Genomic DNA, 14290 nt, shown 5'->3' on the forward strand with positions numbered 1-14290 from the left:
ATTTTGAGTTTTTGATTCAGTACGAATAACAAGGAAGTTTCGGAGAGATTTCTGTTGGATGAGGATTCGACATTGCTCAATTAGAATTCAGTAATCTTTGGTGGCTATTCAGATTTCGATTCCTTTAAGTTCGGCAAGTGCTGCGATAACCTTAGTCGAAAATTGACGGTATTCTACCAAGGCATTCTCGTCAGCTTCCAACTGATCGTATAGGAAACTTCTGCTTTCAATTAGTTCCTTATTACCTAAATAGCTCACACTCGGCCCTATTTTATGCAGGCCCTTTTTTGCGATGCCGAAACTTCCTTTCTCAATTGCATCGGCAATCTTCTCTAGCTCCAATGGAAGCGTCTCAAGGATAATTTGAATGAGTTCTTTCATTAGACCCACATTCTGATGTGTTGCCACTCTCAAGTTTGACAGGTCAATGGTTGAAATTGGAACAATAGCTCTCAATAAGCTACCCAAGATGTTAATATCAACGGGCTTCAATAAAAATTGCCAATTACTATAAGTTCCAAGCGCCTCCGGTTTTTCACTGGTATCTCCTGATAGAAAAATAATTGGTGGCAACTCTTGACTCGGAAATTCCAACAAAGCGTCTAGTGCGTTGCCGTCCGATAAGTTTAAATCTGAAAGAACAGCATCAAATTTGGTGCTTTCAAGATGAGCCCTCAGTTCCTGTTTCGTAGAGACAATTGTAGGTGATTTAATATTGTACTGTGCTAAAGACTCCTTTAAAACCATTTGGCTAACAGGATCGTCTTCGGCAACAAGTAAGCTTAGCGCACTAAGATCTTCTCTTTCTTCATTCAATTGCCCGGCGGGTTCTTGGCCTTTATCAACATGAATTGAGAAGGCTACTTTGGAACCCTCTCCCTCTATACTTTGAATTGAAAGTTTTCCTCCCATCAATTCTACAAGGGCCTTAGCTATTCCCATTCCGAGCCCGGTGCCTCCATATTGACCATGATCTTGGCCTTCTGCTTGCCCATAGGGTTCCAATATTTTCTTAATGCTTTCCGCAGACATTCCTTTCCCACTATCCTCTACTTTTATGCCTAATTCGCATTCTTTTTCGGACTCACTAAGGTTAATAATTGAAAGGTCTACCTGGCCTTTTGCTGTAAATTTTAAGGCGTTTCCTAAAAGATTGTAAACGATTTGTGATAGTCTAACTGAATCACCAATCAATGATTTGGGGACATCCTTGTCAATAGATAAGTTCAGCCTTAGTCCTTTTTCCTGAACCATATGCGAAAAGCCTGTCACAACATTGTCTAGGGTTTCTTTTAAGAAGAAAGGTTTATTGTCTAAGGCTAATTTGCCAGCCTCCACTTTAGAAAGGTCAAGAATATCGTTGATGATGGCATTGAGGTGGCTAGATGTAGCGCTTAATGCTTTAAGGTATTCAATTTTACGTGATTGTGGCCCTTCTTGTAGTAAGTTGATGAGTCCTGATATACTATTCAAAGGCGTTCGCATTTCGTGACTTACCTCAGCGAAGAATTGGGTTTTAAAGGCTTGAATTCTATGCAGTTCATCATTTTTATACTGAAGTAGCTCCTTTTCCATCTCCAGGTACTTTCTCTGAATGGCTTGAAACTCTTCACCAATAGTTGCTTCGTTTCGTTCTTGCTGAACTTTTTGGGTTTCAGTTCTATCAGCAGAATTATCTTGAATCAACCATTGTATGGTCGACTCATTGATTCTTTCTAAGTCAATTGAAAATAAGCCTTGCGCTTTCTCTTCCCATTCAATCGCACCAAAATGAAGCTTTTCATTCAATGGAAGGGCGGGAATAAGTTCTTCTAAGCTTTTTAGGAAATCGAACTGCTCGTAAACTGAAAGTTCTGTATCGACTGGAATTAAAGTATCACAGCTTTCAATCAACTTTCCGCTTGTATTGAAAATTGTGACCTGACTTTTATCAGCTATTATAGAAAGCTTTATTTGGTTTAACCGTGAACTCATGAGACCATGGATTTGGCCAGTAGTTCAAATGCTTCTTCTACGTGTTCTCCCGTTTTCGCCGATGTCTGGAACACGCCTTCTCGATTAACTTTCTTTATGATATCGTTCAGATCACTTTCAGAAAGTAGATCGCATTTATTCGCTAATACTTGAATGGGAATGTTTGGAATTATTTCGTCCAAGTAAGCCAACTCTTCTGCTAAGTTTTCATAGGTAGATGGTCGGCTGACATCGAAAACATAAAGAGCACCATGAGCGCCAAGTCTATAGCTTGCTGGCACTTTTTGCTGGGTGTCTTCACCAGCAATGTCCCAAATAATCATTTTGATCTGTAAGCCGTCGAGATCTATTTCCTTTTTGTCGATTTTAACACCAATTGTAGTGATATAGTCTTCTGAAAACGCCTGATGAACGAAGCGCTTGACTAGAGAGGATTTTCCAACACCAAAATGTCCAATGAGAATGACTTTCTTACTCACTGACATCTTCGAAATCATTAAAATATTCTGCTAGGCCTGTTGTGATTTGCTCTTGATCTGGTTCATCACCATCCTTTGCTTTAGCCAGTACTTTCTGTGCAAAATTTAGCAACTGATCGTCCAGTTTATCTTTGAAGGTGGTATTGGTAATTCCGGAAGCAACTACGGCGATATAAAACGAATTAAAACTTTTTAAAATCACCTTAAAGTTCTGATAATCGATGCTCTCTAGTTCTTGGCTGTCGGCATTAAAGGCATCTTCAACGAAAGCTTTTATGGCTGTTAGCATTCCAGCCACCATATCGCCATCCAGTGATTCTTTTTTGGTATAATTTCCTAGCATAATCCCTGAATCTCGTTCTATCACAAAGATCTCTTCAATCTTGGGTTCAACTAGGCCAGACATGACCATGTCTTTTTGTGGGGTTCCGGATATCCAAGCTTTAATTCTCACTTTCCACCCTTCCCAAGAGAAAGCCATTTCCATTTGGGCATCTACTTTTTCAGATAGTTTTTCGATTTCAGAAGTAATGTACTTCTTAATCATTCTACCTATAATAGGATAAAGAACTTCTACTACTTCGTCTTGAGATTCTTTGATTTGCTTTCGGATTGACTCGGTAATTTCTGGTCCGAAAAGCTGTGAAAAATTGCTTTTCAGCGCCCCTTCCTGATCTACAAGAATGGGGTTAACACGGTCTTGAAGTTTGTCTTTATCGTTGAGTTGAGCGTCAAGTTCTTCGAGTTTTTGGGCAAGCGCTTGCCTATCTTCCCGGTCTTGTTCCAGTAAGATTTTCCTAAGTTGATCAAAACCAGCGCTCTGACTCATAGAAAGTGACTATTCAGCGATTTGCTTACCCATTTCTTGAAGCATTGTGCCCAAGAGTTTTCGGTTCACTTTTTTCTCATCAAGGTCAGCCACAGAATCGTCCATATCTGATCTTAATTGCGTAACCTTTTTGTTCATATCGCTTCTCAAATCTGAAATATCATTAGTCAGACCTTCCTTAGTCTGGTTAATGAGCTTGTTCAGTGCGTCGCGGGTGTCGTTTATTTCGTTCTCAACATCGGTACGCGTCTTTTTAATGAGGGCTTTTATCTCATTAAACTCAGAATCATACTGCTGCATGTTTTCACCAAAAATAAGCTGCTTTACCGCCTCTATTTTTGGATCTACTCCACTGCCTCCTTGTGGCGCTTGTTCTTCTTTTTGCTTAGCCATAATTTATTTTAATAATGCCTTTAAAGTCTTTTCATTCACTATTCCTGAAGGGTACAAACCATTTCTGGTTTGGAATGACCGTAGGCTATTTCTCGTTATAATGTTAAAAATTCCGTCTGCTAATAATTCTTCTCCTTTAGCATTGAGCAATTGCTGCAACTCCATAGTTGTTTGCCCATTCATGCCAATTCTAAGACCTAAAAAGTAACTGTTCTTTTCGTATTTGATGTCCTCTGGGGTAAGGCCTTTTTCCATGATGACCTTAATCTGATCCTTGTTGTACCCTTCGGCAGCATATTTGGCCGATAGCTCGAGTTTATCCTCAAGCATTTCAGTAGTAGCAATTAGCAGGTTGTAATATTCTGTGGCTTGTGTTGATTCAAAATCCTCTCGGTCCATGAATCGGACGTCAATTCCATCATTGTTCCAAAGAGAGCGTGCATAAGCACCGATCTCTAAAGCACCTTTATAGTAGGCTTTTACCACCATTGGGTCATAAAAGTCTGTGTCAATAGTTTCGGAAATGTCGTAGTCGTAATCGCCCTTTGGGTTAAATCTCCTGTCTTTTAGGTACTGAACCACTATGTAGGAAATGACCCCTAAAAGGATCGCAAAGGTCAGCAGGCGTTTCATTTTTGATTTTGGTTTTGGGCTCTTTCTAGGAATAAAAATAAAACAATTTTCTAAGGGATAAATCGATTTTAAAAATGTTAGGGTTTAAAAACAACAAAAAAGCCCCAACCGACGTGCAGTTGAGGCTTTTAAATGTATGGTCTCTTTTACTTTGTTTTTATGCTAATTACGCTGTTATACTTCCGGAGCATTTTCTTAGATAGCACATCTCCATAATGCTTTTTCATATCCTCTTTTGCCGCAAAATCTATGGCTTTTATAGTATTGAAATCTAATGCCTCAGCGTCATTAAAAGTCCAATCCTTCATCACTTCTCCATCTACTAAAAAGAGCTTTTTACTAAGGTTCTTATTGAAAAGTTTTTCAAAAGCATAGCCAACCCATTTTTCTCGTTCTTTCCCTTCTTTGAATGTGAAAGTTTCATAGGTAGGTGTGACCCTGGTGTGAACCATTAATCCATCGTTTCTAAATTCACTTGCACGGTCACCGAGCACCTTCATATAGTCCAGTTGACTAGCTGTCTTTGTAGAGTCATTAGAATAGATTTTATATGTGCCAAAGGATGTTTTCTGAACATTCTCGTTATATTTTTTTGCCCTATAAGCACCAATTTCATCTTCCAGAGCTAAAATTCGTTCCATAAGCCTAAAAGATTCCTCCTTTGAGACACCATCTTGTTTCAAGATTTCTTGAGTTCTGGCCATAATTCTTTCTAAAGTGGCTTCCCGTCCTTCCTCGGTCTTTATTTTCTCCTTTCCATTTAAGACGGATATGTCTGAAACAGGGCCCAAGAGTTTGCGCTTCGTGTTTAGGTTCTCAGCATTAGCTTTAATTTCTTTTTCTAGAGCCGTCATTCGCTCCAATAACCTATCAGATTCCTCTTTAGGCAAACCTTCTGCTTTTAATTGTTCCTGAATTTTCGCGACTCGTTCTTCTAAGCGTTCTTTTCTTTCAAATTGTAAATTCAAGCGATCTGTCAGCTGTTGAACTTCATTTATGTAAGCACGGCTTAATTGCACTTGTTTAGCCTGCTTTTCCATTTGTTTGACTTGTTCTTGAAGGTTTTGATGTAGCACCAAAGACTTGTCAACTTCTTCACTTGTCCAATCTTTATATTTCTTTGAAACATCTCTTAATTGATTGGTTTGCTCTTTTAATAGCGTAGCTCTTTCTTCTAACGATAACTTATTGAGCGCATCATTTTCTGCCAAAACATCAATCTCATCAATCAAACTATTTAGTAAGTCCCGGGCTCGCATCTGTTGCGTATACTGCATTTGTTCTTGCTGGATCAACTTTTGCTGCACAGTTGAAGCATTTTTTAAATCCATACCGGCAATTCTTGCCAGTTTTTCCATTTGGCCAGATTGGTCTTCGTATGCATTTGAAACGTATTGACTCAATTGTTGAAATGCCTTTTCATATACATCAAAATCGTCGCCTTTGAGCAATTTCCCATTCCGTTTTATGGTAGTAACTTCTCCCTTAAGGTTCGTGCTCACTTTTACGGGGCTTTTTTCTTGAATAAGCTCTTTTAAAGCAAAAGCAAGTGATGTAGTATCATTTGGAAAGGGATTACCAATAAAACTTGCTACACCATTATCTACGTCCGCTGCCACGCTAAACTTTGGATCAAGTTTTTCATAAATACTATCATCTATTATCTCTTTCGAAGTTTCTGGCTCAGTAAGTAATGAACTTACTTCCTGAACTGTAGCATCATTAACTTTCTTTTGGCTTTGGCTCATAAGCATAAATGCTGTGCCAAGTACCATAATGGTAACCACACCACTAAGCCAATTTGGATTCTGTTGTTGTTTCATAATTCTGTTTACACGTTTGAGTAATTGATTTTTTGAGTTACCCGCAAAACCAAGCGAGGGCATTGTCATTTTATATTCTTGAGTTTTTGCCAGGGCTTTTACAAGCAATAATCCATTGGACTTAATGCTCATGACCATTTCATCAGAAGCATACTCGCGCTCGTTATCTAATTGACTTTGGAGCCACCAGTAAGCTGGGTGATAGAAGTAAATAGACCTTAAGACAGTTAATAGTAGGTTAATCAGAAAGTCGTTTCTTTTTAAGTGGGCCAATTCATGGGCCAAAATCACCTCCACTTCATCTGAGGTTAAGCCTTGAATTAATCCCATCGGAAAAATGATCATCGGCTTAAAGTAGCCTGACACCATTGGACTAAATACCTTTGACGATTCTCTTAAAAGTACCTGTGTTCTAACACCAAATGCTGCCCTAAGTTCGTCTAGAAGTTTTATCAGTTTTGGTTCTTTTATTTGCTTGGCATTGACTTTTATGCGGTTTAAATAAATGAACCCTCCTATTCCCCGAATAGAAAAGAGGAGAAACCCAAATAACCAAACCATCGCAATCCCGTTTGCATTTTCTTCCATCCATGAGGTGTTTACCGGAGACAAAGCCGAAGTTTGAGTGACTGAATTTTCCTGTATTGGAGAAATAAGGTTATTAGAAGTGGTTAATTGCGTCTCGTAAGAAAGTCCCTGAATATCTGGGGCTTGATAGTGTTGTAAAAAGCTATAAACTCCACCGATCGGCAGCATGAGAATGCAAACCAATAAGAAATTATGTCTCCATTTCGCTTCCACTTTTCTAAGTATTACCATTCCTAAAAAGGCAATAGCCAGAATAAGAACCCCTTGCCATAAAGAGTCGAAAAGGGTAAGTCCTAAAGCCTCGAGTATATTACTATTGATTTCCATCTTCTAGTTTTTTTATGAGGGCTTTGATTTGTTCTAGCTCTTGTTTAGAGGCATCGCCACGACCCAACGCGTTTAGAACAAGTTGTGATGCCGAGCCGCCAAACGCCGTATCCATCAGCCTATCCAACATAGCTGACTGAACTTTCTCCTCGCGAATTTCGGTGCTATAGATATGTGTTCTGCTCGACTCATCGCGTTCTACCAGCCCCTTCTGAGCCATTATCTGCATAATTTTCAAGGTGGTGGTATAACCAGAATCTTTCGATTCGTTTATGATTTCATTGACTACTCGTACACTTGAAGGTCCTTTTGACCACAATATTCTGAGTATTTCTAATTCTGATTCTGTTGGCTTTGTCATAACTACGAGATGTTTCGTACAACAATTATATACGAACTAATTCGTACATCCAAGCAGTTCTACGAAAACCTTCGTATAAAATTCTTCTTTTAACTTTATTTAAGAATTGTAGATTTGACTTATTATGGCACCAAAAAAACAGGCCAAAGGAAAAAGCGAGGAGTTAGGGTTTGGTCAAAAAGCCTATTCTAGAACTACAAGGCTGATTTCTCAGAATGGCGAGTTTAATGTAGAAAAGCAGGGACTCAAATTTTGGGACTCCCTCGACCTTTACCATGAACTCATCTCTATTAAATGGTGGAAGTTTTTTAGCGTATTATTTTTCTTGTTCCTAGGAGCCAACGTCATTTTTGCGCTGCTTTATTTTGTTTCTGGAGTTGATGGAATTTCCGGATACACGTCACAATCGATCCTTCAAGATATCATTACCTGCTTCTATTTCAGTACTCAAGCTATTACAACGGTAGGTTTTGGCGCTTTAAGTCCTACTAGCGATGCGGTGAGTTTTCTGGCGGCCATTGAGTCTTTCATCGGTTTGCTGGGTTTTGCTCTAGCTACTGGGCTTATGTTTGCCAGATTTTCTAGACCGGGCAGAAGTTTGATTTATAGCGAGAATGCTATCATCGCTCCTTACAAGGACATTAATGCCTTGATGTTTCGCTTTTCTAATAAGAGCAAGAACCAATTGATTGAATCAGAGGTAGATGTTGTGATTACTTATTGGAGCAACAAGGATAAAAGAAGAATATTTAAGCCGGTAGACTTAGAAAGAAAGAAAATCAATTTCTTTTCTATGAGCTGGACCGTCGTTCATCCGATCACCGAAAAGAGCCCAATTTTTGAGTGGTCAGTGGAAGATTTTAAGGAAAAACAGGTTGAAGTGATCGTTATGTTTAAGGCATTTGACGATACTTATGCGCGACAGGTCTATGACCGAACAAGTTATATTGCCGAAGAAATTACTTGGGGAGAAAGCTTCTCTCCAATTTATAATACGCTTGAAAAAGGCAAAATCCATATCGACATGGAGAAGTTGAGCGAAACGGAGCCAGCCAAGCTAAATTAGCCTTCCATCCCATTTATAGGTGCCTCAGTATATTACCTGTTGATTTTCAATGGTCATATCATAATTTCATAGACCGTTAAATACACGACATTATGAGACTTAAACAGAATATTTATCGCGTATGCAGTATTTGCATCATGATCGCTTGGCTTTACTCTATGCCAGCACAAGCCCAAGATGGGTACCAACGCCCGCCTGAGGCTATTGCCAAACTTATTGAAGCACCTTCGACACCATCGGTGAGTATAGACTCTAAAGCGGAGTGGATGCTATTGATGGAAAGGCCTGGCTACCCTAGTATAGCTGAAGTTGCTGCACCGGAACTTCGAATTGGTGGAACTAGAATTAACCCCGCTACAAATGGCAGAAGTAGACGGACGTTTATGACTGGTTTGAAGCTTAAAGAAATTGCTAGTGGTAAAGAGTTTTCCTTTTCAGGACTTCCTTCAAACCCACAGATTAGCAATGTATCGTGGTCTTCAGATGAAACTAAAATAGCTTTTACACATACCGCTGAAAACGGTATAGAATTATGGCTGGCTGATGTAGAAACCAAATCTGCAAAAAGACTTACAAACGCAATTATCAACAATGCTTATGTTTCAGCCTTCAATTGGATGCCGGATAACAAGCACCTATTGGTAAGCACAATTGTTGATGGAAGAGGAGAAGCGCCAAAAAAACCTAGAGCGCCAAAAGGCCCAGTTACACAGGAAACTGCCGGTGCTGAAGCGCCTTCTAGAACTTACCAAGATCTATTGGAGAATCCTTACGATGCTTCTTTATTTGAGTATTACACTACAGTTCAATTACAAAAGGTGGATTTGAATGGGAACCAAACGAAAGTTGGGAACCCTGATATCATTAAGGCATTTAATATCTCTCCTGATGGGAAATATATTTTAGCTCAAACCATTCAAAAGCCATTTTCTTACCTAGTACCGGCTTCTAGGTTTCCTTTTAACTATGAGGTTTGGGATATCAATGGTAACATGGTGAAAGAAATGGCTCAAATTGCCTTAGACGAAGTTAGGCCTAAGGGATTTGACGCTACAAGGCTAGGGGCCAGAAGCATGACTTGGCGCTCCGATAAACCGGCTACTTTATATTGGGCAGAAGCTCAAGATGGTGGCGACCCTAAAGCTGATGTGGCTGAAAGAGATGTAGTTTATATGGTTGATGCACCTTTTACTGCTTCTCCAACCAAACTTGTAGGCACTAGCTTACGCTACTCCGGAATTCAATGGGGTGATGATTCTAGGGCTATTCTGAATGAAAACTGGTGGGCTCAAAGGTTAGACAAACGCACCTTGATAAACCCTTCAAAACCGGGTTCAGCAGGTAAAGTAATTATCGATAGAAGTACAACCGACCGTTATAACGATCCGGGAAGACCTATGATGGTTTCCAATGACTATGGAAGATCTGTTTTAAAATTCGACAAGGATAATATTTTCATGACAAGTACTGGGGGTTCTACTGATGGTGACCGTCCTTTCCTTAGCAAATTCAACCTTAAGTCTCAAAAGCAGAACATCATCTTTAGGTCTGAGGCACCTTATTACGAGCGTCCAATAGATATTATCTCGGCTAAAGCTGATAAAATCATCACCTTAAGGGAGTCGGAAAACGAGCCGCCGAACTATTTCATCAGAAACCTAAGAAAGGGTTCAATGGAAGCTATTACCGATTTTCCACATCCACAGCCTGATATGATGGCGGTGAATAAGGAAATAATCAAATATCAAAGAGAGGATGGCGTAGACCTAACGGCAGTACTCTATACACCAAAAGGCTACGATAAGGAAAAAGACGGTCCTTTACCGGTACTTATGTGGGCCTACCCGATTGAATACAAATCTGTGGCGACGGCGGCACAAGTTCGTGGAACACCTTACTCATTTACAAGAGTGAGCTCAGGCTCTCCGCTCTTTTGGGTACTTCGCGGGTATGCTGTAATGGCAAATACTGAATTCCCGATTATTGGTGAAGGAGAAAACCAGCCCAATGATCAGTTTCGCGAACAATTAGTAATGAATGCAAAAGCGGCCATAGACGCAGTGGCTGAGCTTGGCGTTGGCGATAGAAATAGAGTTGGCGTTGGTGGACACTCCTATGGCGCTTTCATGACCGCTAACTTACTTGCCCATTCGGACCTTTTCGCAGCTGGAATCGCCAGAAGTGGAGCATATAATAGAACCTTAACGCCATTTGGATTCCAAAGAGAAGAGCGTACTTATTGGGAAGCTCCAGAGCTTTACAACTATATGTCGCCGTTTATGCATGCCGATAAGGTGAATGAGCCTCTACTACTAATTCACGGTGAAGCGGACAACAACTCGGGTACTTTCCCGATACAAAGTATTAGGTACTATAATGCAATAAAGGGACACGGTGGTACTTCTAGATTAGTAATGCTCCCAGATGAAAGTCATGGTTATAGAGCAAAAGAGTCTATTCTACACATGCTATGGGAAATGGATACTTGGCTAGAGAAATATGTAAAGAATGCATCCACTAAACCGGAACCTACTAGTATAAATTCAAAGGGTAGATAAACTGAATCCTCTCAAAACAAAAAGCCTCAAATCGATGATTTGAGGCTTTTTGTTTCTAAAATTTTATGCCGATTTCGAGGCTAAAGAGATTGCTCTTTATCTGAAGCTCATCGTATAAGGGGTTTTGTTCTTTGATCTGATTTAAAAACCCTATATAATAATTTAAACTGCCATAAACGCGTGTATTTACGCCAATACTATGCTCAAGTCCTCCGCCAAAATTCCCAGACAAATCGAAGCCATTAAATTCATTTACCAAGTCAACCGTATTGTCTTTATTGTCTGTATTTAGTCTTAATTCTGGAACCATTCCAAAATTGAAAAATGCACGGGTATCTAAAACCACTTCGTTGGTATAGAGCTTGAGCAACAATGGAATTTGTAAATATTCATGATCATATCGCTCAGACACTGGACGACCAGCCAATACACCTGGATCGGTTACACTAATTTGACTCGTTTTTGAGGCAAAATTTATTCCTGTATGAAAGTGATAGTTTTCCTTGAACGGCAGGTCTACGAAAGCTCCTATAAGGAATTTTATCGCAGAACCATCTCTTTCTATCCCACTGCTGTTCCCGTCAGTAGCTGTACGAGAGAGCGAAAGTGTTGGACCGAGTTTAATCCCTATTCTATAATCTTGAGCAATTGAGAGCTGACCTAGCCCCACCATCAAAATGGCGGAGAGTAAATATTTCTTCATGTTCGATAAAATAAATAAATACATTTGTCATTTAAAATGTGTAGATGCTTAAAAGGTACTGTTTTATATTTTTCTTACTAGGACTTCTCGCTTGTTCAGATAATGATCCGTGTGACGATAGTGTTGATATTTCTGATGTTGACATACAATTGAACATTGAAAACCTAACGCATCAGATTCATGAAATTAACTCAAAGGATGAACTGGTAAGGTTCCTCAACGCCAATCCAATCATTAAAAATGAATTCTTTGAGTTTGGAGGAAGAACTACGGAAGCCGAAGTGCTAAATGGAATTAGAAACCTGGTACAAAATGACGAAGTGAAAGCTTTGTTTAAGACCAAGTCTTTTGAAAGCTTCGATAGCATTCTAGAAAAAGACAGAGAACTAAGGCAATTTACCACCTACACTTTTTTGACTAACAACCCTAGAAAAAGCCTTCAGGATGTTTACAACATTTTTTCATCATCCGATATTTTAAGACTTCCATTAACGGCTAATTCCAGCCTAGATCCACTGAGCAACTACCTAGCTTCAAAACCTGTAGAAAAAGACTATTGGCACACTTTATTTGGCTACCGATCGGATGATCAGCTATATGATGACAATTTAGCGCTGCTTCAAAACCCTTTTGTGGATACGCTCTATCAAGAAACTATCAACTTTATAGATATGGGTGTTGTGGGCTTCCAGTTGGATAGAGCTTATGCAAGAATCAAGAAATATTATCCCGAATTCAAATTACCAAAAATTAAAGCTGTCTACTCTGGTTTTGGTTCTGATATTCATTTTTCTGACTCACTAATCGTTCTAGGTTTAGACTACTATTTAGGAGAAGAGGCTTCGTATAGGCCACAAGTGTATGATTATATTCGGACTAGGCTTACTCCTGATCATTTGGTTCCACAATTAATTCAATTCACCTCGCTTCGGTTTAATGAGTCAAAAGAGGGTAAAAGAACAGTATTGGAAGAGATGATTTCTTATGGTAAAGCATTAGAATTTGCGAGCGAAATGCTCCCTTGCGTTGCTGATAGTTTAGTAATGGGCTATACGGCACAGCAGTTTGCCAATGCCACCGTAAGTGAAGGTATAATTTGGGCTCACTTCTTAGAAAAGAGGCTTCTTTACAGTGATAACCCGTCTAATTTGACCAAATACGTGGATGAAAGACCTTTCATTCCCGAAATTGACAAGATTTGTCCAGGTAGAATAGGTCAGTGGTTGGGTTGGCAAATTGTAAAAGCTTACCGCGAAGAAACTGGCGTTGACTTCGTTGATCTTATGGCGGAGAAAGATGCTCAAAAAATTCTTACGCAGTCAAAATATAAACCTCGTTATCGTTAGCCTTGATTTGGCTCTCGTTATTGAGAACTTTCACTAATTTATCTACTTGAAGTTTTTTGGAATAAAGTGATTCGGCTAGTGTTCGTGCATTTGCCTTGTACTGATCTAATAGCTCACGATTTTCAAGAAATGGCTTAAGCTGCTCTACAAATTCTTCAGGCTTTTTAGGATCGGCATAAAAACCACATTTATACTTTTCTACTAAATCTTTGGTCCAGCCACTTGTATTGACAACCGTTAGTCTTCCAGAAGCAAGACTATCGAAAAACTTATTCGGACTATTAGTGGCTAGTACTGGCAAATCTGCAAAACTAACATAGGTGGCATCTGTAATATTCAGAATTCGTCTGACACCTTCTTTATCCTGGTGACTTATAAACTCAATATTATTTAATTTTTGGCCATAGGCTAAGTTTTTGATTCTTCCTAACTGAGATCCTTGTCCTACGATTTTATAGTCAACTTTCAGGCCTAGTTTTTTTGTAGATAGGGCAATGTCGAGTAAAAATTCCAGGTGGTTTGTAGTACCAATACTGCCCAGGTAAGTAATTACAAAAGGCCTTTCGGCATGGTAGAACTTTATCAGCTTAGGGTCTTTAATCTCGTTCTTAAAAAACTCACAGTCCGCCATATTAGGAATCATAAATACATCCTTCTCAGGAACCACCTTTTTGATCCAGTCTCTCATCCCTGGCGACAATGCGACAATGCGATCGGCACCTTTATAAATCTTCTTTTCTAAACGGTATAACCAGTTTTTAAAGACTTTACCTTTGATCGCTCCAATCTGAATTGGTGCTGTAGGCCACAAATCTCTGACTTCGAATGTATAAGGTATGTTGTACTTTCTTTTCAGCCAAAGGCCAATAAGCCCAACTGTAAGCGGTGTTGATGTAATGTAGGCACTATCAATATCTTTTATTTTAGTGGCCGTCTTTTTGGCAAGTCTTACAAATTTTAAAAATGAGCGAACGCGCTTGACAAAGCCCATTTCATTGGAATAAGCAACAGGTAAGTAGTGCACTCTTACTCCAGCTATTTCTTTTACCGTATAAATAGAATCATTGTGAGTAGTGATCATTTCTACCTCAAAACCATTTTCGACTAACCCTTTGGATAAGTAGTATGAACGGATGGCGCCACCTTCTTGCGGGGTTTTAAAGTATTGATGGATATATAAAATACGATCAGCCACTAATTAAATTTAGCA

12 protein-coding genes are annotated in these 14290 nt (G+C 39.4%); 3 read left to right on the forward strand and 9 right to left on the reverse strand.

The features are described 5' to 3' along the window. Positions 1 to 108 precede the first annotated feature (108 nt). The 7 genes from JXQ92_RS02800 to JXQ92_RS02830 form a co-directional block, all read right to left on the reverse strand. Positions 109 to 1974, reverse strand: a complete 1866-nt coding sequence (locus tag JXQ92_RS02800; RefSeq protein ID WP_421985056.1) for a hybrid sensor histidine kinase/response regulator — start codon at positions 1972 to 1974, stop codon at positions 109 to 111. Further along, positions 1971 to 2459, reverse strand: coding sequence for a Rab family GTPase (locus JXQ92_RS02805; RefSeq protein WP_421985057.1), 489 nt, complete (start codon positions 2457 to 2459; stop codon positions 1971 to 1973). The genes JXQ92_RS02800 and JXQ92_RS02805 overlap by 4 nt, the downstream gene beginning before the upstream one ends. After that, positions 2446 to 3282, reverse strand: coding sequence for a hypothetical protein (locus tag JXQ92_RS02810; RefSeq protein ID WP_421985058.1), 837 nt, complete (start codon positions 3280 to 3282; stop codon positions 2446 to 2448). Before JXQ92_RS02810 ends, JXQ92_RS02805 begins: the two co-directional genes overlap by 14 nt. Before the next feature lie 9 nt (positions 3283 to 3291). Beyond that, the gene (locus JXQ92_RS02815; RefSeq protein ID WP_421985059.1) at positions 3292 to 3675 is read right to left on the reverse strand and encodes a hypothetical protein; all 384 of its coding nucleotides are present in this window, start codon (positions 3673 to 3675) and stop codon (positions 3292 to 3294) included. A gap of 3 nt (positions 3676 to 3678) precedes the next feature. After that, positions 3679 to 4308 carry a peptidoglycan-binding domain-containing protein gene (locus tag JXQ92_RS02820; protein ID WP_421985060.1) on the reverse strand — a complete coding sequence of 210 codons (630 nt, stop codon included), beginning with the start codon at positions 4306 to 4308 and terminating at the stop codon, positions 3679 to 3681. Positions 4309 to 4454: 146 nt separating this feature from the next. Next, on the reverse strand, positions 4455 to 7046 hold the full coding sequence (locus JXQ92_RS02825) for a M56 family metallopeptidase (protein WP_421985061.1): 2592 nt from the start codon (positions 7044 to 7046) through the stop codon (positions 4455 to 4457). Next, positions 7033 to 7407: a BlaI/MecI/CopY family transcriptional regulator gene (locus tag JXQ92_RS02830; RefSeq protein WP_421985062.1), complete on the reverse strand. Its 375-nt coding sequence runs from the start codon at positions 7405 to 7407 to the stop codon at positions 7033 to 7035. Before JXQ92_RS02830 ends, JXQ92_RS02825 begins: the two co-directional genes overlap by 14 nt. Before the next feature lie 124 nt (positions 7408 to 7531). On the opposite strand from JXQ92_RS02830, the gene JXQ92_RS02835 reads away from it, so the two are divergent. Beyond that, complete coding sequence (locus JXQ92_RS02835; protein WP_421985063.1) at positions 7532 to 8473, forward strand: ion channel; 942 nt, start codon at positions 7532 to 7534, stop codon at positions 8471 to 8473. A gap of 92 nt (positions 8474 to 8565) precedes the next feature. Next, entirely contained in the window at positions 8566 to 11031 is a 2466-nt protein-coding gene (locus JXQ92_RS02840; RefSeq protein ID WP_421985064.1) for a S9 family peptidase, read from the forward strand. A gap of 55 nt (positions 11032 to 11086) precedes the next feature. Here the strand turns inward: JXQ92_RS02840 and JXQ92_RS02845 are convergent, their stop codons facing one another. Further along, positions 11087 to 11734 (reverse strand): porin family protein, encoded by a 648-nt coding sequence (locus JXQ92_RS02845; protein ID WP_421985065.1) that lies wholly within the window; start codon positions 11732 to 11734, stop codon positions 11087 to 11089. A 44-nt stretch (positions 11735 to 11778) separates the two neighbouring features. On the opposite strand from JXQ92_RS02845, the gene JXQ92_RS02850 reads away from it, so the two are divergent. Next, on the forward strand, positions 11779 to 13080 hold the full coding sequence (locus tag JXQ92_RS02850) for a hypothetical protein (protein WP_421985066.1): 1302 nt from the start codon (positions 11779 to 11781) through the stop codon (positions 13078 to 13080). On the opposite strand, the gene JXQ92_RS02855 is transcribed toward JXQ92_RS02850, so the two are convergent. Further along, positions 13046 to 14275: a glycosyltransferase family 4 protein gene (locus JXQ92_RS02855; RefSeq protein WP_421985067.1), complete on the reverse strand. Its 1230-nt coding sequence runs from the start codon at positions 14273 to 14275 to the stop codon at positions 13046 to 13048. The genes JXQ92_RS02850 and JXQ92_RS02855 overlap by 35 nt on opposite strands. Positions 14276 to 14290: the final 15 nt, after the last annotated feature.

This window comes from Roseivirga sp., from assembly GCF_049099775.1.
GTDB lineage: Bacteria > Bacteroidota > Bacteroidia > Cytophagales > Cyclobacteriaceae > Roseivirga.